Source organism: Legionella qingyii (assembly GCF_003990155.1).
Lineage (GTDB): Bacteria > Pseudomonadota > Gammaproteobacteria > Legionellales > Legionellaceae > Legionella > Legionella qingyii.
Window position 1 is genome coordinate 1 of the sequence record NZ_RZGX01000010.1, and the last position, 25,279, is coordinate 25,279.

Sequence of the window (25,279 nt, forward strand, 5' to 3'; positions counted from 1 at the left end):
GTTAAGGGTTAAAGTTTTGTGTTCTTTATTAGTGCCCCCTGATTTGGGGAAGAGCCGGGAAGAGCCAGAAATTTTGAAAATTATAGGTTAAGGGTTAAAGTTTTGTGTTCTTGATTAGTGCCCCCTGATTTGGGGAAGAGCCCAAGTTTTGTGTTATTGATTAGTGCCCCCGGAAATGGGGAAGATCCAACTCTTTCGGTTCGAACACTTCCGGGCCAATGACATTAGATGCCTTGGCTAAATCTCGGAGTGATTCTTTGCTTTTTGTTGATTTTATGAAAAATGGCGCGCCCGGAAGGATTCGAACCTCCGACCCCCTGGTTCGTAGCCAGATACTCTATCCAACTGAGCTACGGGCGCGTTGACTGGCGGAGAGAGAGGGATTCGAACCCTCGATGGGATTTCTCCCATACTCCCTTAGCAGGGGAGCGCCTTCGACCACTCGGCCATCTCTCCAATCAATGGTTGCGGAGTATATCAGGTATTTTGAAGCCGTCAATATCTCTTCTTTATAAATTAAATTTTAAAGCGTGCTAAAGTCTTTATATGCTTCATAGTGAGCAATAATTAATCAATAAAGGGTGAGTTACTTGCACAACTGGATAGTACTCAATTTTTCAAGAAGTTAGGATAATTATTTTTTTATATAATGCTTTATAAAATTTCCATATTTTTATGATTACTGCTAATCTTTATCATTCATAAATCAAAGCCAATTTCAGTGACGACTAATGGCGTGAAGTTAAAAGATTTAGGTCTTTTTTGTTACTTACAAGAGGGATGTCGTTATTTATTGAGCTTTGGAGTAACTGTTCTTTTAACAAAACATCATTGCAGGACTGCGACCCAATTTTAATATAAGGAGGATCGATGAAACAGAAGTCGAATTTACATGGTCGAGACGTGTATATAGTTGATGGAAATCGAACACCATTTCTCAAGGCCAAAGGAATAGGTCCTTTTTCTGGATCTGATTTGGCGGTAGCGGCAGGTACGACATTATTAAATCGACAACCTTTTGCTCCAACTGAGTTGGATGAAGTGATTATTGGCTGTGCTATGCCTAGTCCAGATGAGGCAAATATTGCTCGAGTGGTTTCCTTGCGCTTGGGATGCGGTGATAAAGTACCTGCGTTTACAGTAATGAGAAATTGTGCCTCCGGAATGCAAGCTCTGGATAATGCAGCAATGCAAATTGCAAGCGGTCGTAGTGACTTGGTGCTTGCCGGTGGTACCGATTCTATGAGCCATGCTCCTTTATTATTTAATCAAAAAATGGCCTCCTGGTTAGCTAGTTGGTATGGATCTAAGAGTTTCAGCCAAAAATTAGGACTAATCACTCAATTTAGACCTGCTTATCTTGCTCCTGTTATTGCTTTGCTACGCGGACTTACTGATCCCATTGTTGGTATGAACATGGGGCAAACAGCAGAAAAAGTTGCTTACCGTTTTAACTTAACTCGTGAGCAAATGGATGAATTTGCGAACCAAAGCCATTTAAAGCTGGCAACAGCTTATAGCGAAAATAGAATGACAGAAGTATCACCAATTATTGATTATAAAGGACGTGTTTATTCTCAAGATGATGGACTACGAGCAGATTCAACTGTCGAAAAATTAGCAAAATTAAAGCCATTCTTTGATAAAAAATACGGTATGGTAACGGCTGGAAATAGCTCGCAAATAACGGATGGTGCTTGTTTGTTATTACTAGCTAGTGCAGATGCGGTTAAGAAATATGGTTTAAAGATCCTAGCTAGAATAGTGGACTCACAATGGTCAGCACTTGACCCATCACAAATGGGACTTGGCCCTGTGCATGCGGTAACCCCTATTTTACAAAGACAGAAATTAAAATCTGAAGACATCGATTGCTGGGAAATTAATGAAGCATTTGCAGCGCAAGTTTTGGGTTGTGTCGCTGCCTGGAATGATGAGAATTATTGCCGCACTCACTTAGGTTTGGAAAAAGCATTAGGTGGCCCTTCATTAGAAAAACTTAATCGTGATGGTGGTGCAATTGCAGCAGGGCATCCTATAGGTGCAAGTGGTGCACGTATCGTATTACACGTTTTAAAATCATTGGAACAAAGAAATGAGTCGCGGGGTATGGCTTCTATCTGTATTGGTGGAGGACAGGGCGGGGCTATGTATCTTGAACGAGTGACTGAGGTGAAAGGACATGAATAATTACAAACATTGGGACTTGAAAAGAGATAGCGACAATATTCTGTGGTTAGGACTGGATAGAAAAGATACGTCTGTAAATAGCATCAATGAAGAGGTATTAGACGAGCTTAACAGTCTTCTGCATGAAATATCACAAGATAAAAATGCTATAGGTCTGATTATTTATTCAGCTAAAGAAAAAGGTTTTATCGCGGGTGCGGATGTGAATGCGTTCTCAAAATTTGAAACCCCAGCACAAGCGGTGGATTTTTTACGAAAAGGACAAGCGGTATTTGCTCGTCTACAGGCGCTAACAATTCCCAGCGTGGCTATGATAGATGGTTTCTGCATGGGCGGTGGTTATGAATTGGCTCTAGCCTGCACTTATCGAGTTGCCAGTGATGAAAAGGATTCCCGTATCGGTTTGCCTGAAGTGATGTTGGGCATACATCCAGGCTGGGGAGGGTCTGTGCGATTACCCCAATTGATTGGTGGTTTTCATGCCTTATCACAAATCATTTTGACTGGAAGTGCAGTGCCTGCTGTAAAAGCCAAAAGTTTAGGCATGATTGATGACGTGGTCCCGATTCGCCAGTTAAAGCGAGCTGCTGTTTATTTTATAAAAAACAAGCCACCAAAACATAAACCTTCATTCATACATGGATTAACAAATAGCTCTTGGATGAGGAAACCTATTGCTGCTTTAATGCGCCGTAACGTTGCCAAACGAGTACGAATAGAACATTACCCAGCGCCTTATGCCATTATTGATCTGTGGGAAAAAGAAGGTGGTATGGGCGATAGGGCATACTTGAAAGAAATAGATTCCGTAGAACATTTGGTATCTACTGGAATTACTTCAAAAAATTTGATCCGCGCTTTTTCCTTGCGTGAACGTTTGAAAGGTTTTGCAAAAGGTAGCGATTTTAAGGCAACCCACGTACACGTTATAGGTGCGGGTGTAATGGGAGGCGATATTGCTGCTTGGTGTGCTCTACGTGGTTTGCGGGTAACTTTGCAAGATCAAACTTATGCTCAAATTGCTCCAGCAATTGGTCGCGCTCATACTTTGTATAAGAAAAAATTACGTAAGCCTCGACTTATACAAGCTGCAATGGATAATTTAATCCCTGATCCTGAAGGTCATGGTATTGCACGTGCAGATGTAATTATTGAAGCTGTTTTCGAAAATCTTGCAGTTAAGCAAGAAATTATGAAAAAGGTTGAAAAACTTGCTAAAAAAAATGCCATCATTGCCACGAATACATCCAGTATTCCCTTGGATGAAATGAGTAGTGTCATGAGTAATCCGAATCGTCTGGTTGGTATTCATTTCTTTAATCCAGTTGCAAAAATGGACTTGGTTGAAGTAGTTAGTAGTGCAAAAACCTCCAAGACAGTTGAACTCGATTCCTGTGCTTTTGTCAATCAAATTGGCAAACTGCCGTTACCTGTTAAATCCAGCCCAGGATTTTTAGTAAATCGAGTGTTGATGCCTTATCTTATGGAGTGTGTCCAATTACTGGATGAAGGATATAGTGCTGAAACGATTGATGAAGCAGCCTTATCTTTTGGTATGTTTATGGGGCCTGTAGAACTTGCAGACACAGTAGGATTAGATGTTGGTCTTGCTGTTGCTGAAAATTTAACGGGGCATTTTGGTGGGACTGTGCCACAAAAACTTCGTGATATGGTTAAAGAGGGTAAACTTGGTCGTAAAACAGGTCAAGGATTTTACCAGTACAAAAATGGTAAGGCAGTTAAAAGACAACCCAGTACACCAATTAACCCGCATATTGCTGATCGATTAATTCTGAGAATGGTAAATGAGTCGGCTGCCTGTTTGCGAGAGGGCGTTGTAGCTGACGCTGATTTACTTGACGCAGGTATGATTTTTGCTACAGGTTTTGCTCCATTTCGTGGTGGTCCAATGAATTATGCAAAGGATTTCGGAACAAATAATCTGGAAAATTTATTTAAGACCTTGGAATCCAAGTATGGTGAGCGTTTTAAGGTAGATGAAAGTTTATAATTTTGATTCTACTTTTTTATGAAACTATGTTGAAGCTCAGGTATAGGCAGCTGTTATTAAGTTAATGATTTTTGTCATTCCCGCGAAGGCGGGAATTTATTCTCAAAAGTAGCACAATGCTCGCTAGAAATGGGTTCCCGTCTTCGCGGGAACTACATTTTGCCATAATATAATTGAAGTGCTGTTTCACTTCACCCAAGCCTTGAGGTTACGTTCCAACATGGGATATTCATTACAAATGATCTTAAACAAGCAAAATTTACTTTTTTTTATGTTCATACAAATTTTTTGCGTGTTTATTTCCCATGCGGCAACTTTAGTTTTACCAGTGACGGGTAATGTTGTTGGAGAGATTCAATATGCGTTAGCTGAGGCAAATGAAACAATTGATGAGATAGGCAGACGTTTTGATGTTGGGTATTATGAGCTCGTCAGAGCAAACCCGCAAATCGATGCCAGACAATCTTTAATTGCTAATTCTCGGCTTGTAATTCCTGCACAGTATATTTTGCCTAATGTTCCTCGAAAGGGAATTGTAATCAATTTAGCAGAATATAGACTGTATTATTTTCCTGAGAATGAGAATGTGGTAATTACTTTTCCAGTTGGCATTGGCCGAAAGGGATGGAGTACGCCTTTGGGAATAACCAAAATTGTAGCCAAAGAAGCAAATCCTAAGTGGCGACCAACAGAACGACTTCGTGTCGAAGCAGAGAAAAATGGTGATTTTCTTCCTGATGAATTTCCTTCTGGGCCATATAATCCCTTAGGTCAGTACGCCTTGCGCCTGGGATGGCCAACATTCCTTATACATGGTACCAACAGACTCAATGGAATTGGCTCGCGTGTCAGCGCGGGATGTCTTCGTATGTTTCCTGATGATATTGAGTATTTATTTCGAATGGTTCCAATAGGAACCCCAGTAAGGGTGATTAATGAACCAGTAAAAATTGGTAAACAGGATGGCACATGGGTCGTTCAAGTACATCCTATTTTAAGTGAACAAAAGGGTATGACGCTGCAATCAGCACTGGATAAATTATTAAAAGGCCATAATATTTCCAATTTAGGCCACAGTAAAGTAATTCAAAATGAACTTAATTATCCAACAGGCATAGTCCGAAAAATTTAAATTATTGTTTAGTCCAGTTAACTTGAGTTGAGCCGAGAAAAGTTAGAATTTTAAACAATCTTTCATCTGATCCCTGATGTTCGCTTTGCTGCTCTAATACTACTGTATTTCAAAGAATAGTAGCTTAAAAGCAAAACAATAAAGCCCCCTATGATATCGATTAAGTAATGCCATCCTAATAAAACACAAGATGCAATAAGCAAAAGATTAATTATAAATAATAGAATGCAAGGAATTGGCCATTCTCTAAGAAGATTCACACATAATATTGCCCAAATCGCGTGAAAAGAAGGAAGTGCTATTAACCCACCTTCATTTGTAGTTGGATTAATGTAATGATGAATTTGTTTGAACTTAAGGCCTGTATCGATTTGCTCAGGAGAAAAAAAAGGGCTATTGATAATACTCGCGGGAGCAGTAGTAGGGAAAAAATAATAAAATGCAAAACCAATTAAAACAGTACTCAACATATAAAAATAATATTCTCTGATTAAATGAAATCGACAGGTGAAAATGACCAGTAAGGGCAAAATGCTCATTTGATAGGTGAGACTATCATAAATTACACCGAGTATATATTTGAACTGAGGATGATTGTGAGTCCAGGCTAATATCGCTTCCATATGGATATCCATATGTTCTTCGATCGTGTTAATTAAGGGATCAATAATTGGGAATGGAGTTAATTGCACTGCATTTGTTGCGATGGCGATTAAACACATCACTAAAAAAAAATAAATCAGTTCTCTTCCGACTTGCCTGAGTTTGTCCCCCTTGGGGAAATAGAGAACGAGCCCAAGATTTATAAGAATTAATACTAGAGCTAGAAACGGGATACCCTCAGGAAAATAGTTATTACTAGGATATTTATAAAAAAAATGATTTATTGAAAAAACAATAGATGATAAAGCCAGGACTAAACCAGAAAGGATAATAATTGAACGCGATGACACTTGATACATTTCAGACGAATTATTCAACTGTTTCTAATAGCTGCTTTTGTTTAATGGCATGAAAGATCTCTTCTCTATGCACATTAACTGACCTGGGAGCATCTACACCAAATTTTATATTTCCATGCTCCTGTGTTTTAAAAGCTAAGATTTTAACAGCAGTATCACCAATATGAATCATTAAAGGTTCTTCAAATTGAAGAGAAATTATATCCATTAAAAACCTCTGTACTTTCAAATAAGTTGATTATAAATCAATGACATTTACTTTTTATGCACGGTAACCTAATTCATAGATATTTGTCACTAAAAATTAATACAAAATTAGTAAAAAAAATTTTATTAGAGAGTTTTATTTGCCTCGCATCATAATTTAATTATTTTTAATTGATTGAGAATTGTATGATGCGACCAAAATGGTTATAATTAGCAGCTTTTTTTAAACCTTGCCTTACTGTTATTTCAGATAACAGGAGGCTATTATCCATAAGGAGAAATCATGAGACATTATGAAATTATGTTTCTTGTGCACCCGGATCAAAGCGAACAAGTGCCAGCAATGGTAGAGCGCTATGAAGGGATCATAAGCAAGCACAATGGGGTCATCCACCGTAAAGAAGATTTGGGTCGTCGCCAGTTAGCTTATCCAATTTGTGATGTACATAAAGCACATTACATTCTTATGAACATTGAGTGTAGCCTTGAAGCTCTGGAAGAAATTAAAAATGCATTTAAATTTAATGATGCAATTATCAGAAATTTAATCACTCGTCAAAAACAAGCGATCACGACTGAATCAGTTTTGATGAAGAAAGAAAAAGAAACCAGATCTGCTTAAGAGGAGTTTTATTATGTCAGCTTATTTTCGTAGAAAAAAAATGTGCCGTTTCAGTGCTGAAGGCGGCAATGAAATTGATTATAAAGATATCAATTTACTGAAAAACTATATTTCTGAAACTGGTAAAATTGTGCCAAGTCGTATTACTGGTACTCAAACCCGTTTTCAAAGACAATTAGCTAGAGCAATTATGCAAGCCAGATTTCTTGGCCTGTTGCCATATTGTGATAGCCACAGATAAATAATAATGATGCGAGCAGGCAATTTTATAATAAAACAATGTAAGGTAATGCTTGAAAGTAAACAGCAATCAATTGTTTTTGCTGCAATTTTTTCAGTATTACCCTTTGCATCTTGGCTTTCAGTCGCTTTAGTGTGTTTAGTGACCTTAAGAAAAGGTGCTCGATCTGGTTTTGATATTTTATTGCCTGCACTTGTTATTCATTCTGTTCCATTGATGATGTTAATTCCATTGTCCGGAGCACTGATTAATACTCTAATCGCTTATCTTCCATGTTACTTTGCAGCATTGAGCCTGCGAAATACTGAAAAATGGCAGGTGGCCGCGGGAGTGTTTTTTATACTGGCCTTTTTGGGATGCTTACTCATTCAACTTTTAGCCCCTGGTTTTATTGTCGAACAATTTAGGCTGTTTAAATTAATTTTGACACAATACCAGGACTTAGTTGATCCCACTCTTAATGGCATAAACTCAGTAATTTTAGCGCAGTTATTCTTCGGAATTCAGATATTAAGTGTGATTGTTTCCGCAACAATTTCCTTGATGTTCGCGCGAGCAATTCAAGCAAGATTATTTTTACCTGGTGGTTTCAGGAATGAGCTAATGTTATTTCGTAGTGGTAGACTTTCATTTTTAGTTTTCATGGGAGTTTCATTGGCAACTTTTTATGAGATCCCTTTGGCTTTGAATGTGCTTCCAATTATGCTTTGTTATTTTTTGGCTTCTGGATTTGGATTGGTTTATTTTATCTTTTCTCAAAAAAGACAAGTGAAGGTATTTATTTTATTGATGTTATTAATATTAGTGAAACCAACTTTTGTATTATGTACCTACATCATCCTTGGTTTATTAGATAGTTTAGTTAATTTTAGATCGTATTTCCCTTCAAGGGTCGGCGAGTCAATTTAAGGGGTTATTAAGATGGAAGTTATCTTATTAGAAAAAGTGAGAAATTTAGGTAACCTGGGTGATAGAGTAAATGTAAAATCAGGTTATGGTCGTAATTTCTTGATACCACAAAATAAAGCGGTTTTTGCTACACCAAAAAATATTGAGTTATTTGAACAGCGCCGCGTTGAGCTTGAGAAAAAAGCCCAGCAGTCTTTTGCTGTTGCTGAGCAGCGTGCCGCCAAGTTGAATGATACTACTATAATTATTAATGCTATGGCGAGTGACGAAGGCAAATTGTACGGTTCCGTTGGTGTTAATGAAATTAAAGATGCTTTGGTAGATAAAGGTATCGATATAGTCAAGCGTGAAATTGTAATGCCAGAGGGACCTCTTCATTCAATCGGTAATTTCGTTGTTGAAGTACATGTTCACAGTGATGTTATTGCCAAATTGCACGTTGAGATTGTTCCTGCCAAGTAAGTTAATCTATCTTGTAGCCTGGGTAAAACGTATCGCGTAACCCAGGTTTTCCTAAAGTTACGCATCGATTTGTTTATTTTATACGAAAAGTATTCGGTAAAGAGCAAGCAATGCAATCGCTGTATTCAAAAACGCCCAAATATAAGAAGGATATAATCCTTTATACGCGTTATAGTAAGCATATATCGCGATAAATGTGCTCCCTGAAAAAAATATCCATTTATCATTGTAGGCAAAACCCATAGAAAGCAAAGCAATACCAAACACTCCCAATATTAAAAACACACTATTTTCTTTGCCAAACATTAAATAGAATGTGAGGAGTTGACAGCACATTAATATAGGCAAGAAAAACTGGGTATAAGGGCCACTACCTAATAGAATTGCGGCGTGTCCAGCAATAAGTATTAATTGTAGGGCTATAAAAAAAAACAACTTAAAATGAATGGCGGTTATGAGCAAGGCAACACCGCCAATGAAATAATAAAGTTGAGAATAAAAATGAGGAGGTGAAGTTCCGAAAAACTTCAAAAGGCCACTCAATATAATAAGTGAGCCAATGCATCCCAACAAAATATATGTATTTTTAGCCACGCATCACCATTTTAAGTAAATTCCTTTCGCCACTGATTCTTGGATAATTTCACCTTGGGATTTGTTAAATGAAATCCAATAATTTCCCATGTTACTTAGAGCGAACTTAACTCTTGGATATTCACATACTTCTAATACACTACGACAGTCCACAAGAGTAGTATTTTCATCAACGTGTTTATAACATTTAAAATTTAAGTTCCTAACATCAGAAGCAAATGCACCCCAACTCATTGGTTCGAATGTAGCATGCAAAGGGGGGCTCATAAATACTTCTTCAGTATTTACACGTTCCATTTCGATTTTAGAATCAGAATGATTTTGTATTAAATAATAAGACTGCTTTCCTGTTTCATTTAAAATCAGATAATTTTGACTATAGCCGAAACCTGTAACCTCGCATCCTCTTGGGAAGGTACTTGCAACTTGAGCTTGTGCCGCGCTAATTAGAACAGCAGAGAAAATAATCGATTTATTAATTTTGTGGAACACAGACATAAATACCTCAATAAGTAAACTTTGTGGGTTATTTTAATCATAAAAAATACAAAGTCTATCCCACAGCAAAAAAATAGGACCTATTCTTTTTGCGCAGCAATTTTAGCTTTAATCATAGGATAATAAGTTCTGTAAAAACTTAAAAATATGTACATTCCAACATAAGCTAATGAAAGTGTAAGGAAAATGATGTTTGTATTCGGATAACTAATGAGCAAACAAACTGAACTAATAGCATAGATAATAGAACAAACATGCATAAGCACTTTTAATATCCTGGATTCAGTTAAATAGTCGAGTCTTGAGGGATATACGTATTTTACAGGTACAAAAATAAGTATAGAAAGGATTGTTAATATAATGGCATTTGTTGTGGCAGTAGTATTAAAGATAAACATATATAAAATAGTAACGTTCCAATAACATGGAAATCCTTTAAAAAAATGGTCTGGGGTTTTTGCATCAGACTGACAAAATTGATAAGCAGAAGTTATTGAAACCGCCGCAATTAACAAAACTGAATAGGTAGGCGGAAGCATACCGGGCTTCACAAGCAAGAAAAAGCATGGAGTTATAACGTAATTTAAGTAATCAACGATATTATCAAGCAATGCGCCATCTATTTTGGGTAAAATTTCCTTAATATTAACTAAGCGAGCAAGGCTTCCATCCACTGCATCAATAACAACAGTAATAAGCATGAGCCACAAAGCAAAAATGTATTCATGTTGATACATTTTTACTAATGAAAAAACACCAATACAGGCTGCGCTTGCGGTAAAGAGATGCACTAACCAAGCCGCTACGTACTGTAATGGGTGGAATTTCGGTTTACTTAAGTTCATTAATAATCCTAGTGTTAATAGAAAACAATCATTAAAAGCTGTGCTATTAAAGATGGATTTCTGAAATATTTATTAATTGTATAAACATATTGGTTTAAACTATGTTGCTTTTAATGAAAAGCTAAAAATATAAAAATAGTATCAATAATCAAAAGTAGTACGCAAGGAGAGTTGGTAACTTTAATTAAATATACTTTATTCTGTATGGAGACATCATGATAATTCAAACTGTAAATCCCGCAACAGAACAGATCCTGAAAACTTATAATTGCTTGAGCAAGCAAGAAGTTAATGAAAAACTCAACAAAGCGCATGAAGCATATCTGGAATGGAAAAAAACCTCTTTTAGCAAAAGAAAAGCTTTAATGCTACGGCTCGCCCAACTGTTAAAATCAAAAACAGATGAATTGGCTCATCTAATGTCAAATGAAATGGGCAAGCCAATAACTGCAGGTATCGCAGAAATTAATAAATGTGCCTGGTTATGTGAGCATTATGCAGAACATGCAGAAGAGTACCTTGCTGCCAAAGTAGTGCAAACGGATATGAAAAAATCTAAAGTATGTCATTTACCACTTGGGGTGGTTTTTGCCATCATGCCTTGGAATTTTCCATTTTGGCAGGTATTTCGCTTTGCTGTTCCTACGCTCATGGCTGGCAATGTTGCTGTCTTAAAGCATGCACCTATCTCTTCTGGAACTGGCAATAAAATAGAAGAGTTATTTCTGGAGGCAGGATTTCCCGATTATGTTTTCCAACACTTAATTGTCGATAATGATGGAGCGGCTAGAATTATAGAGCATCCCTCAGTTATTGCGGTTACTTTGACAGGAAGCGGACGTGCAGGAAGCGCTGTTGCAAGTCATGCAGGAAAATTTTTAAAGAAAGCAGTATTAGAGCTAGGGGGGAGCGATCCTTATCTCGTTCTTGAAGATGCTGATTTAGATCTGGCTGCACGTTGTATTGTTAATTCAAGACTCAATAATTCAGGCCAAGTTTGTATTGCTGCCAAGCGCATCATTGTTTTAAAATCAATTGAAGAAGAGTTGATACAAAAAATAATTGAGCAAGTTTCTGCATTTAAAATGGGGGATCCACTTAATCCCGAAACCCAGCTTGGCCCATTAGCGCGTTCAGACTTGCGCGAAAACTTGCATATTCAAGTAGAAAAATCACTAAAACAAGGTGCTAAATTATTGCTAGGTGGTATAATTCCCGATGGAAAAGGTTTTTATTATCCACCAACTTTGTTAACTCATGTGACACCTGGCATGCCAGCTTTTGATGAAGAGTTATTTGGACCTGTTATTGCTATTATTACAGTCAATAATGAAAAAGAAGGCATTGCTTATGCCAATCAAAGCCAATATGGTTTAGGTGCCGCGGTGTTTACTCGCGATTTGGAGAGGGGAGAACATATAGCTACTTATGAAATAGAAGCTGGCGCGTGTTTCGTTAATGCTTTTGTGGCTTCTGATCCCAGATTACCATTTGGTGGAATAAAAGAATCAGGGTTTGGCCGTGAGTTATCAAAAGAAGGTATTTTAGAGTTTGTTAACACTAAAACCATAGCCATCGGTGATTCATAACATTAAAGTTTGCAGTCATTTACTCAAAGCGTAAATGGCTTCAACATGATTTTTTGGCCACTCTCATTAAACCAGTTTATTTATTGGCTTGGTGTGAGTGGCTGGTTATTTTTATTTAAACAATAATTCTCGCTGTAGGGCTGAGGCAAAATCGACGAGGTATAACAACAATGTCTTATAAATTTGAAGAAGGTAAAGATGTATTAATTGAAGCCATTGTAGATAAAATTAGAAGCTCTATGGGTGGTGATCAAATTGAGTTTTGCGCCGAATTTGCCAAACAGTTGTATGGTACTGTAGCAATGGAAGACCTGAGTTCATGGACTATTGATGATCTTTATGGTGCTGTAGTAAATTTTTGGTCTTTAATTAGTGAACGAGCTCCTCATGAGACAAAAATTAGAATCTATAATCCAGATTATGAACGTCATGGATGGCAAACTACTCATACTGTAATTGAGGTTATTTGTGATGACATGCCTTTTCTGGTTGACTCAATTCGTTTGGTAATCCATAGAATGGGGCTATCCTCTCATCTAACGATTCATATGGGGGGTATTCGCGTTAAAAGAGATAAAATGAATCGAGTCTGTGAAATTTTACCTCGTGCTCAAATATTAGATGAGAAAGACGTAATTCATGAGGCGCCAATATTTCTTGAAATTGATCGACAAACTGACCCTAAAGTGCTTGAAGAATTGCATAAGGGATGCGCGCGCGCTCTTGAAGACAACCGAGTAGTTTTTGAGGATTGGGAAAAAATGCGCGCTTCAGTTCGAGAAGCAATATCAGAAATTGATAAAGTATCTTCTGTACTCGATTTAGATGAAGTAGAAGAAACTAAAGCATTTTTACATTGGATTGAAGATCATCATTTTACCTTTTTAGGAATGAGAGATTATGAATTAGCAGAAAAGGGTAAAGAAACAATTTTACAAGCGGTTCCAAATACTGGATTGGGACTTTTGCGTGAAAGTGTTACTAAATCAATGACACGAAGTATTTCTGCAATGACACCAGAAGCACGCGAATTTACCTTATCTCCACGCATATTAGTTACTTCGAAAACAAATACCCTAGCAAGTGTCCACCGTGATGCGTATACCGATTATATAGGAATTAAACGATTTAATGCCCAAGGACAGGTAATTGGGGAACGAAGAATTATTGGACTTTATACTTCTGCTGCCTATCATACTAACCCAAAACAAATTCCATTTTTGAGACGTAAGGTAGCGCTCATTATGGAAAATTCCAAATTAAATCCACGCAGTCATGCGGGTAAAATTTTGTTGAATATTCTAGAAACGCTACCACGGGATGATTTGATTCAAGGAACAGAAGAAGAGCTTCTGGAAATTGCAATGGGTATATTTTATATGCAAGACAGAAAGCGTATACGACTATTCGCGCGAGTTGACGTTTATCGTCGATTTGTTTCTTGCTTGGTATATGTACCTAAAGATAGAATTAATACCGAATTAAGAATGGCGATGAAAAACATTCTTGATGAAAGCTTTAATTCTATTGAGACTACATATTCAACTCAATTTACCGAGTCTGTTTTAGCACGAGTACATTTTATTATTAAAATTAATCCGAATATACCACTCGAATATGATTTAAAAGACATTGAACGAAAACTAATCGAAGCAGGGCGGTCATGGACAGACGATTTGCAATCTCATTTAAATGAGACATATGGAGAGGAACAAGCCAATACCCTTTTTGCACGTTATAAAAATGCATTTCCGATTGCCTATTGTGATATGTTTTCTGCAAGAACAGCAGTTTATGATATTAAGCATATTGAGTTACTCACATCTGAGCATCCGTTGGGTATTAACTTTTATAAACCATTGGATGAGTCAGAAAATAGTTTTAGATTAAAAGTTTATCAGCATGATAATACGATACCTTTATCTGATGTTTTACCAATATTAGAAAAACTAGGTTTACGTGCAATAAGTGAGCGTCCTTATTCATTAAAATTTGAAGATGGTAAAGTTGCTTGGATTAACGATTTTGCCATGCAATATAATAAACCGATTGAGTTTGATCTGGATGAGATAAAAGAATTATTCCAGAATGCTTTTGCCAAAGTCTGGTTTGGTCAAGCTGAAAATGATGGCTTTAATCAGTTGGTTTTAGCGGCGGGACTTAATTGGCGTGAAGTAGCTGTATTGCGCACCTACGCCAAATATTTCAAGCAAATTGGTATTACTTTTAGCCAAGACTATATGGAAATGGCGTTAAATAATAATGTCACTATTGCTAAAAAGTTAGTGAAATTATTTGAAATTCGCTGTAATCCTGCTGATGATCCCAATAGAGAAGATCGTTTCACTGATTTGTCTATTGAAATATTAAACGATCTCGATACTGTATCGAATCTTGATGAAGATAAAATAATCAGACAGTACATCCATGCGATTAGTGCTACATTACGAACCAATTTTTATCAAGTAAATCAAGATGGACACCATAAACCTTATATTTCTCTAAAATTAAACAGCAAGATTATTCCTGGTGTGCCAAAACCACATCCTATGTTTGAAATCTTTGTTTATTCTCCAAGATTTGAAGGGGTTCACTTGCGTTGTGGCAAGGTTGCTCGCGGAGGATTACGTTGGTCTGATCGAAGAGAGGATTTCCGTACAGAAATACTTGGTTTGATGAAAGCGCAGCAAGTCAAGAACTCAGTAATTGTTCCTAGTGGCGCCAAGGGTGGTTTTGTACCCAAATTTTTACCTGTAAACGGTACGCGAGAAGAAATAATGGCTGAAGGGATCGGCTGTTATCAATTATTTATTCGTGGTCTTCTCGATATTACAGACAATTATGTTGAAGGTAAGGTAGTTAAACCAAATAATGTCGTCTGCTATGATGAGGATGATCCCTACCTTGTTGTTGCGGCAGATAAAGGTACCGCAACGTTCTCTGATATTGCTAATGCTATTTCTTTAGAGTATGGCTTTTGGTTGGGAGATGCTTTTGCATCAGGTGGCTCAATCGGTTATGACCATAAGAAAATGGGGATTACGGCCAAAGGTGCATGGGAATCAGTGAAACGACACTTTTATGAATTGAATATAGACATTGAAAATAATGATTTTACTGTCGTGGGTATTGGCGATATGGCTGGAGATGTTTTTGGTAATGGTATGTTGTTATCAAAACACATCAAGTTGGTTGGGGCCTTTAACCATATTCATATTTTTGTCGATCCTGATCCTGATGCAGAAGCCAGTTTCAAAGAGCGTGAGCGTTTATTCCATTTGCCACGTTCAAATTGGACTGATTATGATAAAAAACTTATTTCCAAGGGCGGTGGTGTATTCAATCGTAATGCCAAATCCATCCCTGTCAGTAAGGAAATGCAAGCTGTTTTCGGAATTAAACAGAATGAAATTGAACCCAATGAGTTAATTAAAGCGATTTTAAAAGCCAAAGTTGATTTACTTTGGAGCGCAGGAATTGGTACATATGTTAAGGCCAGTACTGAATCAAACGCTAATGTTGGTGACCGAACCAATGATACAACTAGAGTCAATGCCAAACAATTACGTTGCAAAGTTGTGGGTGAGGGCGGTAACTTAGGATTAACCCAATTGGCACGTGTTGAATACTCATTAAATGGCGGAATGGTTTATACCGACTTTATTGATAATTCTGGTGGTGTTAATTGTTCTGATAAAGAAGTAAATATTAAGATTCTTCTTAACAGTATTGTTGCAGTTGGTGATTTAACTCCAAAACAACGTAATGAATTGTTAATTGAAATGACTGATGAAGTAAGTAAATTGGTGCTTCGTGACAATTTCTTACAAACACGAGCAATTAGTTTATCTGCATCACAGCCTCTTCAGGCATTGGATCTACAAAGTCGCTATATCAGTGAATTAGAACGAACCGGAAAAATTGATCGTAATCTGGAATACTTGCCAGACGATAAGATTATTATGGAACGCAAATTAATGGGTAAAGGCCTGATGCGTCCAAGTATTGCCGTATTAATGTGTTACAGTAAAACAATTCTTAAAGAGCAAATTCTGGCCTCTGGTGTTCCTGAAGAAGGGTATATGACTCAATTTTTAATTAGTTCATTTCCCAAGCCTTTGCAAGAGCGATTTAGCAAGCAAATGCAATCTCATCCACTAAGAAGAGAAATAATAGCAACCAAGTTAAGCAATATTATAGTAAATGAGATGGGCTTTACTTACATTTACAGATTACAGGATGAAACTGGTGCTCCTGTTTCAGCGATTGTAAGAGCTTACGTCATTACTCGCTCTGTACTTAATTTAGAATCTGTTTGGAAGCAAATTGAGGAATTGGGCACGAAGATCAGTGCTAAAAAGCAAGTAGAAATGATGATGCTTTATGCTAGATTGGCGCGACGTATTACACGTTGGTTCTTGCGTAGTCAGCGTAGAACTGTTGATATTTCCGAGGTTGTAAAACTCTACTCGCAAGGAATTGTTGAGTTGAAGATGTCCATACCAGCAATCTTAAATGAAGAACGACGGGTAAAATATAATGAGGAGTATCAAGGGCTTGTTAATGAAGGTATTCCACCAACATTAGCACATGATTTGACTGTAACCCGAGGCTTATTTGCTGCAACCGACATTATAGAAATCGCTGATAAGAGAAATATGAAAGTCGCTCAGGTTGCTGAAATTTATTTTGGAGTAGGCGAGTTCTTGGATCTTGCATGGATTAGAAAACAAATTATTATGCATCCGAGTGAAAATCATTGGGAATCCTTGTCCAGAGAAGCATTACGAGATGATTTGGATTGGCAACAGCGTCAACTCACTGCTGGACTTATTAACTATGACGGTGAGAACCCCGATTTGCAGGCACGTCTTGCTTCTTGGGGAGAGTCTCATCGCGCATTAATACAGCGTTGGCGCTTTATTTTAGCAGATCTGAAAGCAAGCTCGGTTCTAAACTATACGATGTTCTTTGTTGCAATCAGAGAGTTGCTTGATCTGACGCAAACTACGTTGCAATCGTATGAGTTAGTTGAGCAAGAAGCATAATATTAGTCTGTTCATGTTGGTTGGGCCTTGGCTCAACCAACATGAACTTTGTATATACAAGAAGATTTTATTATGTAAGTGGATTTGATAAAGTAACTGATGGATTGGTCAATTCTATTGACTGATTATGTCCTTCAAGAAATACCGTCTGCTCATTTCCTTTCAATATACTTACTGCAATTAAATACCGCCCAGGCTTCAGAATCGAAAAGTCAACTAACTGACCCAGTTCTGTTCCCTCTGGATTTTCAAATAATTTTTGTCCAGAATAGATCTTTTGATCTGTCATAATTTCATAAAGTTTCATTTGGTGTTTTAAGGTAGCTTTATAGTGCATTCGTGCAATAATTTCCTGACCCTTATAGCAACCCTTATTGAAATTGATGTATGGAGTTTTTTGCAAATCGAGCCTGTGTGGTAAAAACAAACCTCGAGATTCGGGATAAATTTCTATTTGTTGTTGATATAGCCTTAAAGTATGCCAGGTTAAAGAACCAAGAAATTGTTCTTTTCTCATAAAACGATCTTGGATTTCATGTGCATGCTCAGCCAGCACTAGAAAAATATAGAATCCATTGCCTAAATGATAAATACAAGAGCGGGCATTGTATGTATGTGCATAAAGAGCATTAGGAAAAAACTCTGTATCGGGAATAATATCTTCTTGATTTTGGAGATAAAATCCAAAAATTTTAAATTGGGCGTTTGACTTAAGGCTAACACGGGATAATAGAGCATATTTACTTAATGAATGAATAGTCGCTTCTTGTAAATCTTCAGGCAGTATTAACTTGACTCCTTGCCAGTTAATAATATCCATCAAAGCGAGGATCCGTCCTTTAAGATTGCACTGTGCTCCTTGAATCATTTGTATATCAGATAAGGAGCCTAAGTCACAAGTTAATTGGCCTTGAAGAAAGTCAATGGCTTTATTTCCCTCAACATCAATAGCAGATAGATAAGATAAATCAAATAAATAATTCTTTTGAGGCAAGAGCTCTAACTCATTATTCAAGGCTTTAAAGGTAGTTAAGGCTCTGTTATTAATTAAATGTGTAAAAGTCGTACTCATTATTCTTACCTAAAAAACAGTTACTTTTATATTATGGATAACTGCGAATCAAAATCTTAAGAGTTTTTCTAATTCTTTAAACTCACCATACGAAATGTATTTTAAATGAAAATTTAATGATTTCCGTTTACAAAGACAGTAGTGTATCATTTGTCTGTAATAAGATCACAAAGAGATTTAACATGTTGGATATCAAGGAAAAAGCAAAACTTGCATGGCATTGCCGTCGGGGAATGCTGGAATTAGACCTTATTTTGCAACGGTTTCTTGAACATCAAGTGGATCATTTATCAACACAAGAACTTGCTGCTTTTAATTCATTATTAAGTTGTACTGATCCAGAGCTGTTTGCTTGGTTAATGGGCCATGAAGATCCTCAAGATAAAGAGTTAAAAGAAATTGTCACTATTATCCGAAATAATAATTGAGCCAGGAAAGTCAAAAATTTATTTACGTTTGATTTTAGTGGTATATCTCATTACAACTATTTTAATTCTTTTTTCATCCATATATCTATTGATCAAACTAATTTTGCTGGGTCTAATTTTCGTTTTATTGTACATTGATTGGGTTAATCAAAGTCCGTGGTCATCAATTAAAAAAATTCAATTTATTGGTAATAAATGGATTTTGGAAATGCAAAAAGGTAATAAAGAATCATATACCCAAGCCGTAGTTCTAATTCATAATCCTTTTTTTCAACTTATTGAATTTGTAAATTCCAAACAAAAAAAACGAATCGTTTTATTTCTTGATCAAATTACGAATCATCAATTACGCCTGCTACATCTCAAAATAAGCCAAAGTAGTATATAATTGAACATAAGGTACAAATAAAGACCAATCATTTAAATAATGGAATTATGAGGAAGTGATGAGTAAAGAAACTTCTTACAGTGATGAGGACTTGATTAATTTGGCGAGACAAGGTGACATGGAAGCTTATAATCTGTTGTTGTCGCGTTATAACAATAAAATACAACAAATTATTCACTTACATATTCAAGATAGAGCAAATGCTAGTGATCTGGCACAAGAAGTATTAATTAAAGTATATCGCTACTTACATTATTTTAAAGAAAAATGTCGGTTTTCTACATGGTTGTACCGAATTACTCAAAATACAATTAAAAATCACTATCGTGCTGCTAATCTACGTATGGATCTGGAAGCTGAATATGCTGATAATTATTATCCCTCAGTGCAGCTGTCTCCAGAATATTTATTAATTAATATCGAATTTGGTGAACAATTGGAGCTAGTTCTTTCTACTTTATCAAAAGAGTTACGTCTTTGTTATGCTATGTATATCCTAGATGGTCAATCTTATGAAGACATTGCAAAAAAGATGGATTGCCCAATCGGAACAGTGCGTTCTCGTATTTTTAGGGCACGAAAACTAATCATGGAATCAATAAGTCAATTTGTTTAATAGACATTTCTTCTTTCCACTATTATGATATGAACGCAATTTTTGATTATTTATTAATCAGTTACTTTTATAAATATTATGAAGAGTTAAATTCATGCCTAATCCTCTGGAAAGACGTTTAGAAAGTTGTCGTGATAAACTTTTACGGCTTTATATAGAAAACGAACATGAAACAATGATTCTGCAACAACTAACAAAAGTTGATGCGTATTATAAGCGTTCATTCGATAAATCAACCTATCATCCCCAGGCAATTGTAGAAGCTTATGAATTATTTGTTGAGCATCTAGTCAAAGTTAAAAATGGTGAGCTTTCTGCAGAACAGGCATTACAAAAAATTCAAGAGACTACCTTTAACAGAAAATTAGGTATTGTCTTTTATAATATTGCTAAGGCACTGGAAATGGCTTTTTGGGCTATAGCAACTCCTGTTTGCTTATTTTGTGCTACCTCAGTAACCGCACCCAATCCAATTTGTGGACTAAGTTTAGCAATCCTTTTCACTGCACTAATGATAAAATCAATAAATAAATTTTTTGAATGCATTGATGATTTCAAATCTTGTACTCGATTGTTTGAAGAAGATGAGCGAGAACGAAGCTTGGTATCATTTTTTAAACCAGACATTTCCTCCACACAGGAATTAAGAGTCGCAAGTTCACATGCGCAATTGTCTGTAGATATGACTCCAATATATGGTTAGTTTGGGAGATGAAATTTATTTTATTTTTAATGTTTTTTTTCAATTGGTTACATCATCTTTAATAGTCCTTTCAATTATGATATAAAACGCCCTGATTATTTACTAGGGTCTGTTGACAATTTCTCCATTAGCCTACGTTCTGCGCTTTATGCGCGGAATCCAGTAAAACCACATTAAAAATAGGTACATCTTAGTGTGTCTCTATATTGCCCGCGCATAAAAAACGGGAAATAAGAGGAATTAAATGAAATGTCAACGGACTCTAATCAAAGCCGTTGTTATTTTTTCTTCGTTAAATTAAGGGATGAATTATGACTAGTTCATTGGAAATACGTTTACAAGAATGCGATAAAAAAATTGATGCACTTTATAAAGGAGTGGCGCTGAATGAAGAAATTGAAAAACAATTAAAAACAATTAAAGCTTATTATCACAAATTATATATTGATGCGATTGATAAACAAGCAGAAAAAGAAAGCATTAAAATATATGAGCTCCTTGTTACTGGCCTCGAAGGACTAAAAAACGGGCAGCTAAAATCTGAGGACGTGTTAAAAGAACTTGATGAAATAAAAGCACTTAGAAAATCAAACATAGTTCTTGAAAATATTCTCACTTCATTAGAATTACTATGTTGGGCTACGCTTTCAGGTATATTCTTTTCTTATTGTGTTTTATTGGCGCCTCCACTGGTAGCAGTTAATCCTTTTTTTGCTCTTGCTATACTAACAATTGCTTGCATGACGGCAATCTACTCAACAGCGAACTTTTTTAATTGTATTGATGAATTTAAATCATGTACTCATGTTGAGCAGGAGTTTAAACGAGAAAAAAAATTAATATCATTTTTTAAGTGTACGCCACCTTCTGAGTCACCCTCTAAAGAATTTGAGTTGAATGAATATTCCAAAGAAGGGCAACTGCAGGTATTAATAAACTAACAAACTCAATTTACTCTACAAATACTTGACAAAATGAAGCCAGGATAAAGATTGATATTATCCTGGGCTCAGGTGAAATATCATTTCAACGAGGATATTTAGTTAAATTTTTAGATTTTCTCTGCATATATTCAACAAATAAGCTGCTAATAAAAAAACATATGATAAAATGCTAACATTCAATTGAACTCTAAAAGAACTTTTATGCTGGAAAGTGACCGCTTAATCAGTACTCAAAGTACTGCCTCGGAAGAGGCCATTGATCGTGCGATTAGACCCCTAAGTCTTCGTGAGTATATAGGGCAGGATGCCGTGAGTTCGCAGATGCAGATTTTTATTGATGCAGCCAAAAAGCGAAAGGATGCCTTGGATCATGTTTTAATCTTTGGTCCTCCTGGCCTTGGTAAAACTACTTTAGCCAACATTATTGCCCATGAAATGGGTGTTAATTTGCGTCAAACATCAGGTCCTGTGATTGAACGTGCAGGTGACATTGCAGCAATACTTACCAACCTTCAAGCAAATGATGTACTCTTCATTGATGAAATTCATAGACTTAGCCCTGTAATTGAAGAAATACTCTATCCTGCAATGGAAGATTATAAACTGGATATCATGATTGGTGAGGGGCCTGCCGCACGCTCTATCAAACTGGAATTGCCGCCTTTTACCTTGATTGGAGCAACAACCCGAGCTGGGTTACTTACTTCACCCCTCAGAGATCGATTTGGTATTGTGCAGCGTCTGGAATATTATTCTGTTGATTCATTAACACAAATTGTTGCACGGTCGGCACAATTACTTAATGTAAAAACTAAACCCGAAGGAGCAAAAGAAATTGCATTGAGGTCAAGAGGCACACCACGTATTGCAAATCGTTTGTTACGACGAGTTAGAGATTATGCGGAAGTTAAAGGTGGCGGCATCATTAATGTTGATATAGCGCAAAAAGCTCTAGAAATGTTGGATGTAGACAAATATGGTTTCGATCTCATGGATAGGAAATTGCTGTTAGCAGTAATTGAACAATTTAATGGAGGTCCGGTAGGAGTTGATAGCATAGCCGCAGCAATTGGTGAGGAAAAGGGCACAATCGAAGACGTTTTGGAACCATTTTTAATACAACAAGGATTCCTTATGCGCACACCAAGAGGTAGAATAGCCACACCACGAGCGTACCAGCATTTTGGTTTAAACACTGTGGAACAGGATTGATCAATGGATGCTACAACCGTGCATCAACAATCCTTTCGTGTTTACGCTGAAGACGTAGACTACATGGGAATTGTTTATCATGCGAACTATCTTTGTTATTTTGAGCGGGCTCGAACAGAAATGTTAAGGCAAAATAATTTAATTCTGTCTGATTTAATGAAACAGGATACTCTTTTTGCTATATACGATGCACATGTTCGTTATAAAGCACCTGCTCGATTAGATGATTTGTTAACAGTTAAAACTCAAGTTCAACAATTAGGAGCTTGTAGTTTTTTATTTGAGCAAACCATGCAAAATCAGCAAGGCAAAGTAATTTGTGAAGCTAAAATTCAAGTGGTATGTGTGGATAGCAAACTGAAACCAAAACGATTTTCACTTGATTAAAGAGTTGTTATCGTTGCCGGCTTGCAGGTAAAACTATAATCCGATGACGATTAATAAAATAAGATCTTGGTACTGGAGATAATATAAATGGGTAATCAAGCAAATGTATTAATGTACTTTATGCAAGCAGGTCTAGTTGTTAAATCAGTCATGATGTTACTCGCTGCTGCTTCCATTACTTCATGGACATTAATATTTCAACGCGCCTGGTTTTTTAATCGTAAAAAACAGCTCACTGATTCTTTTAATCAAAGATTTTGGGATAGCGGTGATTTAAGCAGACTTTATGCAGATATCGATAGTAATTCAGAAGAACGAGATGGTATGGCAGCTATTTTCCATGCTGGCTTTAAAGAATTTGTACGGGCTAGAAAACTAGGCAATGTAATTATTGAACCCATCCAACGAGTTATGCAAATTACCCATGCAAAAGAAGCAGAAAAGCTGGAAAAACATTTACCGTTTTTTGCTTCCGTCGGCTCTATTGCACCTTACGTAGGATTATTTGGTACTGTTTGGGGGATAATGACCTCATTTCAGGCATTAGGCCATGCTCAACAAGCAACCATCGCTATGGTCGCTCCAGGTATTTCTGAAGCGTTAGTAGCCACAGCTTTGGGCTTATTTACAGCAATACCGGCAGTTATTGCATATAACCGATATACAACGCGTGCTAATGATTTATTAAATCGATTTGACTTGTTTCAGGAAGAATTAATATCGCTTATAGAACAACAAAACAGTGAAACTGTAAGAGGGTAGAATTTGAAATGATCAGAGCAAAAACCAAACGTGAGCGTCCCATATCAGAAATTAATGTCGTACCTTATATCGATGTAATGTTGGTTTTACTTGTTATCTTTATGATCACAGCACCAATGCTAAGTCAGGGAGTAACTGTAGATTTGCCTAAAGCCGCAAGCCAGAATTTGGCACCTACAGATAGAGAACCTATTATTGTTTCAGTGAATCAGCAAGGTACTTATTTTCTTAATATCAGCAGCACACCCGCTGAGCCTATAGAGTCCCAAGCTTTAGTTGTTCGTGTCGCTGCAGAGTTGGAATTAGCAAAGCAATCAGGCCAAAAGCTTAATGTTTTAGTAAAGGGGGATCAGGGCGTTGCATATGGAAAGGTTGTTCAGGCAATGGCTTTACTTAAGCAAGCAGGTGCAGAACAAGTAGGATTGTTGACTGATTCAGAGCAAGAAAAATCAGAGGGGCAAGCATGATAATCGATCCAAGTTATCGTAAACCTTTTTTTGTCGCAATTGGCTTGCATCTTTTTTTAGTGGTGATGCTTTTGACTGATAACTCAAGCCAACGGCCTGTTTTAACTGCTGAAACGAAGAACACGCCTGGGGTAGAGCAACCAATCGCTGTGAAACCACAAACTGAAATAGTGAAAGCGGTTAGTGTCGATAACAAACAGGTTATGGAAACAGTCAATCGTTTGAAACAGGAGCGTGAGCAACAAAAAAGGGCCGAAATTAATCGACAAAATGAACTCAAGCGACAGGCTGAAGCGGCAAGGCAACAAAGAATAAAAGAACAACAACAACTTGCTCGACTTAAAGAAGAAGCGAATAGAATTGCTATTGCCCGTAAAAAACAAGCAGAGGAAGAAAAAAAGCGATTAAAAAAACTTGAAGAGCAAAAGGCATTGGAAGCTAAGCGTATTGAAGATTTAAAGAAACAAAAAGAAGAGTTGGTTAAGCAACAGAAACTGGAAGCGAAAAAGCTTGCTGATTTGAATAAGAAAAAAATGGCAGAGAAGGAACAAGCTGAAAAATTAAAAGAGGAACAAGCCCGAAAAGAAAAAGCTGCGCTTGCAAAAGCAGAAATGGAACGAAAAAATCAAGCTGAGGCTGCAGCTGCAGCAAAACAAGCACAAGCAGCAGAAAATGCCGCGAAGCAGGCACGTATTGCTGGTGAAGTTGATAAATATAAAGCGCTCATTGTTAATGCTATAGGTAGGAACTGGATATTACCTGAAAATGTTGACAGTAGCTTATCAAGTCAATTCAGAATACGCCTTGCTCCCGATGGAATGGTATTGGAAGTTACTTTAACCCGTAGTAGCGGTGATCCATTGCTTGATCGTTCAGCGCAAACTGCTATTTATAAAGCATCACCACTTCCTGTGCCTGCAGATCAAGAAACATTTAGTTTGTTTCGCGATATAAGTTTAACCGTTCGACCAGAACAAGTGAGGGGGTAAA

General features: G+C 36.8%; 25 protein-coding genes and 2 tRNA genes. 19 read left to right on the forward strand and 8 right to left on the reverse strand.

Going from position 1 to position 25,279, the window contains the following annotated elements:
* Positions 1 to 283: 283 nt before the first annotated feature.
* Together ELY20_RS08475 and ELY20_RS08480 are read right to left on the reverse strand one after the other, a co-directional pair.
* Positions 284 to 360: transfer RNA gene (locus ELY20_RS08475), tRNA-Arg, on the reverse strand.
* 6 nt (positions 361 to 366) lie between these two features.
* Positions 367 to 456, reverse strand: a tRNA-Ser gene (locus tag ELY20_RS08480).
* Between the two features lie 414 nt (positions 457 to 870).
* Between ELY20_RS08480 and ELY20_RS08485 the strand changes: the two genes are divergently transcribed.
* From ELY20_RS08485 to ELY20_RS08495, 3 genes are all read left to right on the forward strand, one after another.
* Positions 871 to 2,190 (forward strand): acetyl-CoA C-acetyltransferase, encoded by a 1,320-nt coding sequence (locus tag ELY20_RS08485; RefSeq protein WP_110143044.1) that lies wholly within the window; start codon positions 871 to 873, stop codon positions 2,188 to 2,190.
* On the forward strand, positions 2,183 to 4,201 hold the full coding sequence (locus tag ELY20_RS08490) for a 3-hydroxyacyl-CoA dehydrogenase NAD-binding domain-containing protein (protein ID WP_110143043.1): 2,019 nt from the start codon (positions 2,183 to 2,185) through the stop codon (positions 4,199 to 4,201). Before ELY20_RS08485 ends, ELY20_RS08490 begins: the two co-directional genes overlap by 8 nt.
* Positions 4,202 to 4,421: 220 nt before the next feature.
* A complete protein-coding gene (locus ELY20_RS08495; protein ID WP_233590532.1) occupies positions 4,422 to 5,333 on the forward strand; it encodes a L,D-transpeptidase family protein in 912 nt (303 codons plus the stop codon).
* A gap of 62 nt (positions 5,334 to 5,395) precedes the next feature.
* On the opposite strand, the gene ELY20_RS08500 is transcribed toward ELY20_RS08495, so the two are convergent.
* Positions 5,396 to 6,295, reverse strand: a complete 900-nt coding sequence (locus ELY20_RS08500; protein WP_110143047.1) for a phosphatase PAP2 family protein — start codon at positions 6,293 to 6,295, stop codon at positions 5,396 to 5,398.
* A 10-nt stretch (positions 6,296 to 6,305) separates the two neighbouring features.
* Positions 6,306 to 6,503: a carbon storage regulator gene (locus ELY20_RS08505; protein ID WP_058469454.1), complete on the reverse strand. Its 198-nt coding sequence runs from the start codon at positions 6,501 to 6,503 to the stop codon at positions 6,306 to 6,308.
* Positions 6,504 to 6,785: 282 nt separating this feature from the next.
* On the opposite strand from ELY20_RS08505, the gene rpsF reads away from it, so the two are divergent.
* The 4 genes from rpsF to rplI are packed head-to-tail and all read left to right on the forward strand — an operon-like array spanning position 6,786 to position 8,736.
* Positions 6,786 to 7,124: a 30S ribosomal protein S6 gene (gene rpsF, locus ELY20_RS08510; RefSeq protein ID WP_058469455.1), complete on the forward strand. Its 339-nt coding sequence runs from the start codon at positions 6,786 to 6,788 to the stop codon at positions 7,122 to 7,124.
* Positions 7,125 to 7,137: 13 nt separating this feature from the next.
* Positions 7,138 to 7,365 (forward strand): 30S ribosomal protein S18, encoded by a 228-nt coding sequence (gene rpsR / locus ELY20_RS08515; protein ID WP_058469456.1) that lies wholly within the window; start codon positions 7,138 to 7,140, stop codon positions 7,363 to 7,365.
* A gap of 6 nt (positions 7,366 to 7,371) precedes the next feature.
* Positions 7,372 to 8,274 (forward strand): hypothetical protein, encoded by a 903-nt coding sequence (locus ELY20_RS08520; protein ID WP_199739247.1) that lies wholly within the window; start codon positions 7,372 to 7,374, stop codon positions 8,272 to 8,274.
* Positions 8,275 to 8,286: 12 nt separating this feature from the next.
* Entirely contained in the window at positions 8,287 to 8,736 is a 450-nt protein-coding gene (gene rplI, locus ELY20_RS08525; protein ID WP_110143042.1) for a 50S ribosomal protein L9, read from the forward strand.
* Between the two features lie 78 nt (positions 8,737 to 8,814).
* On the opposite strand, the gene ELY20_RS08530 is transcribed toward rplI, so the two are convergent.
* From ELY20_RS08530 to pcsA, 3 genes are all read right to left on the reverse strand, one after another.
* Entirely contained in the window at positions 8,815 to 9,330 is a 516-nt protein-coding gene (locus tag ELY20_RS08530; protein ID WP_110143041.1) for a hypothetical protein, read from the reverse strand.
* A gap of 3 nt (positions 9,331 to 9,333) precedes the next feature.
* A complete protein-coding gene (locus ELY20_RS08535; RefSeq protein WP_110143040.1) occupies positions 9,334 to 9,828 on the reverse strand; it encodes an enhanced entry protein EnhB in 495 nt (164 codons plus the stop codon).
* Between the two features lie 80 nt (positions 9,829 to 9,908).
* Entirely contained in the window at positions 9,909 to 10,673 is a 765-nt protein-coding gene (pcsA, locus tag ELY20_RS08540) for a phosphatidylcholine synthase (protein WP_110143039.1), read from the reverse strand.
* A 215-nt stretch (positions 10,674 to 10,888) separates the two neighbouring features.
* On the opposite strand from pcsA, the gene ELY20_RS08545 reads away from it, so the two are divergent.
* Together ELY20_RS08545 and ELY20_RS08550 are read left to right on the forward strand one after the other, a co-directional pair.
* Positions 10,889 to 12,262 carry an NAD-dependent succinate-semialdehyde dehydrogenase gene (locus ELY20_RS08545; RefSeq protein WP_110143038.1) on the forward strand — a complete coding sequence of 458 codons (1,374 nt, stop codon included), beginning with the start codon at positions 10,889 to 10,891 and terminating at the stop codon, positions 12,260 to 12,262.
* A gap of 170 nt (positions 12,263 to 12,432) precedes the next feature.
* On the forward strand, positions 12,433 to 17,310 hold the full coding sequence (locus ELY20_RS08550; RefSeq protein WP_110143037.1) for an NAD-glutamate dehydrogenase: 4,878 nt from the start codon (positions 12,433 to 12,435) through the stop codon (positions 17,308 to 17,310).
* A 70-nt stretch (positions 17,311 to 17,380) separates the two neighbouring features.
* Here the strand turns inward: ELY20_RS08550 and ygfZ are convergent, their stop codons facing one another.
* On the reverse strand, positions 17,381 to 18,382 hold the full coding sequence (gene ygfZ, locus ELY20_RS08555; protein WP_110143036.1) for a CAF17-like 4Fe-4S cluster assembly/insertion protein YgfZ: 1,002 nt from the start codon (positions 18,380 to 18,382) through the stop codon (positions 17,381 to 17,383).
* Between the two features lie 182 nt (positions 18,383 to 18,564).
* On the opposite strand from ygfZ, the gene ELY20_RS08560 reads away from it, so the two are divergent.
* The 10 genes from ELY20_RS08560 (at position 18,565) to tolA (ending at position 25,278) form a co-directional block, all read left to right on the forward strand.
* Positions 18,565 to 18,810, forward strand: coding sequence for an FAD assembly factor SdhE (locus ELY20_RS08560; protein ID WP_110143035.1), 246 nt, complete (start codon positions 18,565 to 18,567; stop codon positions 18,808 to 18,810).
* 208 nt (positions 18,811 to 19,018) lie between these two features.
* Positions 19,019 to 19,198 carry a hypothetical protein gene (locus ELY20_RS16990; protein ID WP_233590533.1) on the forward strand — a complete coding sequence of 60 codons (180 nt, stop codon included), beginning with the start codon at positions 19,019 to 19,021 and terminating at the stop codon, positions 19,196 to 19,198.
* Between the two features lie 58 nt (positions 19,199 to 19,256).
* Positions 19,257 to 19,814, forward strand: a complete 558-nt coding sequence (locus tag ELY20_RS08570; protein ID WP_110143033.1) for a sigma-70 family RNA polymerase sigma factor — start codon at positions 19,257 to 19,259, stop codon at positions 19,812 to 19,814.
* Between the two features lie 94 nt (positions 19,815 to 19,908).
* Positions 19,909 to 20,517: a DUF5638 domain-containing protein gene (locus ELY20_RS08575; protein ID WP_110143032.1), complete on the forward strand. Its 609-nt coding sequence runs from the start codon at positions 19,909 to 19,911 to the stop codon at positions 20,515 to 20,517.
* 311 nt (positions 20,518 to 20,828) lie between these two features.
* Positions 20,829 to 21,458 (forward strand): DUF5638 domain-containing protein, encoded by a 630-nt coding sequence (locus ELY20_RS08580; protein WP_110143031.1) that lies wholly within the window; start codon positions 20,829 to 20,831, stop codon positions 21,456 to 21,458.
* A gap of 204 nt (positions 21,459 to 21,662) precedes the next feature.
* A complete protein-coding gene (gene ruvB, locus ELY20_RS08585; protein WP_110143030.1) occupies positions 21,663 to 22,673 on the forward strand; it encodes a Holliday junction branch migration DNA helicase RuvB in 1,011 nt (336 codons plus the stop codon).
* 3 nt (positions 22,674 to 22,676) lie between these two features.
* A complete protein-coding gene (locus ELY20_RS08590; protein WP_110143029.1) occupies positions 22,677 to 23,060 on the forward strand; it encodes a YbgC/FadM family acyl-CoA thioesterase in 384 nt (127 codons plus the stop codon).
* Between the two features lie 87 nt (positions 23,061 to 23,147).
* The gene (tolQ, locus tag ELY20_RS08595; RefSeq protein ID WP_058469471.1) at positions 23,148 to 23,822 is read left to right on the forward strand and encodes a protein TolQ; all 675 of its coding nucleotides are present in this window, start codon (positions 23,148 to 23,150) and stop codon (positions 23,820 to 23,822) included.
* A gap of 8 nt (positions 23,823 to 23,830) precedes the next feature.
* Positions 23,831 to 24,289, forward strand: a complete 459-nt coding sequence (gene tolR / locus ELY20_RS08600; RefSeq protein ID WP_110143028.1) for a protein TolR — start codon at positions 23,831 to 23,833, stop codon at positions 24,287 to 24,289.
* Positions 24,286 to 25,278 (forward strand): cell envelope integrity protein TolA, encoded by a 993-nt coding sequence (tolA, locus tag ELY20_RS08605; RefSeq protein ID WP_110143027.1) that lies wholly within the window; start codon positions 24,286 to 24,288, stop codon positions 25,276 to 25,278. The genes tolR and tolA overlap by 4 nt, the downstream gene beginning before the upstream one ends.
* Position 25,279 lies beyond the last annotated feature (1 nt).

Bases quoted from the DNA above. Each gene is read 5' to 3' on its own strand.
- ELY20_RS08520 (WP_199739247.1), top strand. From the start codon at position 7,372: ATGATGCGAGCAGGCAATTTTATAATAAAACAATGTAAGGTAATGCTT.
- pcsA (WP_110143039.1), bottom strand. From the start codon at position 10,673: ATGAACTTAAGTAAACCGAAATTCCACCCATTACAGTACGTAGCGGCT.
- tolQ (WP_058469471.1), top strand. From the start codon at position 23,148: ATGGGTAATCAAGCAAATGTATTAATGTACTTTATGCAAGCAGGTCTA.
- ELY20_RS08535 (WP_110143040.1), bottom strand. From the start codon at position 9,828: ATGTCTGTGTTCCACAAAATTAATAAATCGATTATTTTCTCTGCTGTT.
- rplI (WP_110143042.1), top strand. From the start codon at position 8,287: ATGGAAGTTATCTTATTAGAAAAAGTGAGAAATTTAGGTAACCTGGGT.
- ELY20_RS08505 (WP_058469454.1), bottom strand. From the start codon at position 6,503: ATGGATATAATTTCTCTTCAATTTGAAGAACCTTTAATGATTCATATT.
- ELY20_RS08545 (WP_110143038.1), top strand. From the start codon at position 10,889: ATGATAATTCAAACTGTAAATCCCGCAACAGAACAGATCCTGAAAACT.
- rpsF (WP_058469455.1), top strand. From the start codon at position 6,786: ATGAGACATTATGAAATTATGTTTCTTGTGCACCCGGATCAAAGCGAA.
- ELY20_RS08580 (WP_110143031.1), top strand. From the start codon at position 20,829: ATGACTAGTTCATTGGAAATACGTTTACAAGAATGCGATAAAAAAATT.
- ELY20_RS08570 (WP_110143033.1), top strand. From the start codon at position 19,257: ATGAGTAAAGAAACTTCTTACAGTGATGAGGACTTGATTAATTTGGCG.
- rpsR (WP_058469456.1), top strand. From the start codon at position 7,138: ATGTCAGCTTATTTTCGTAGAAAAAAAATGTGCCGTTTCAGTGCTGAA.
- ELY20_RS08500 (WP_110143047.1), bottom strand. From the start codon at position 6,295: ATGTATCAAGTGTCATCGCGTTCAATTATTATCCTTTCTGGTTTAGTC.
- ELY20_RS16990 (WP_233590533.1), top strand. From the start codon at position 19,019: ATGCAAAAAGGTAATAAAGAATCATATACCCAAGCCGTAGTTCTAATT.
- ruvB (WP_110143030.1), top strand. From the start codon at position 21,663: ATGCTGGAAAGTGACCGCTTAATCAGTACTCAAAGTACTGCCTCGGAA.
- ELY20_RS08575 (WP_110143032.1), top strand. From the start codon at position 19,909: ATGCCTAATCCTCTGGAAAGACGTTTAGAAAGTTGTCGTGATAAACTT.
- ELY20_RS08490 (WP_110143043.1), top strand. From the start codon at position 2,183: ATGAATAATTACAAACATTGGGACTTGAAAAGAGATAGCGACAATATT.
- tolA (WP_110143027.1), top strand. From the start codon at position 24,286: ATGATAATCGATCCAAGTTATCGTAAACCTTTTTTTGTCGCAATTGGC.
- ELY20_RS08550 (WP_110143037.1), top strand. From the start codon at position 12,433: ATGTCTTATAAATTTGAAGAAGGTAAAGATGTATTAATTGAAGCCATT.
- tolR (WP_110143028.1), top strand. From the start codon at position 23,831: ATGATCAGAGCAAAAACCAAACGTGAGCGTCCCATATCAGAAATTAAT.
- ygfZ (WP_110143036.1), bottom strand. From the start codon at position 18,382: ATGAGTACGACTTTTACACATTTAATTAATAACAGAGCCTTAACTACC.
- ELY20_RS08495 (WP_233590532.1), top strand. From the start codon at position 4,422: ATGGGATATTCATTACAAATGATCTTAAACAAGCAAAATTTACTTTTT.
- ELY20_RS08485 (WP_110143044.1), top strand. From the start codon at position 871: ATGAAACAGAAGTCGAATTTACATGGTCGAGACGTGTATATAGTTGAT.
- ELY20_RS08590 (WP_110143029.1), top strand. From the start codon at position 22,677: ATGGATGCTACAACCGTGCATCAACAATCCTTTCGTGTTTACGCTGAA.
- ELY20_RS08560 (WP_110143035.1), top strand. From the start codon at position 18,565: ATGTTGGATATCAAGGAAAAAGCAAAACTTGCATGGCATTGCCGTCGG.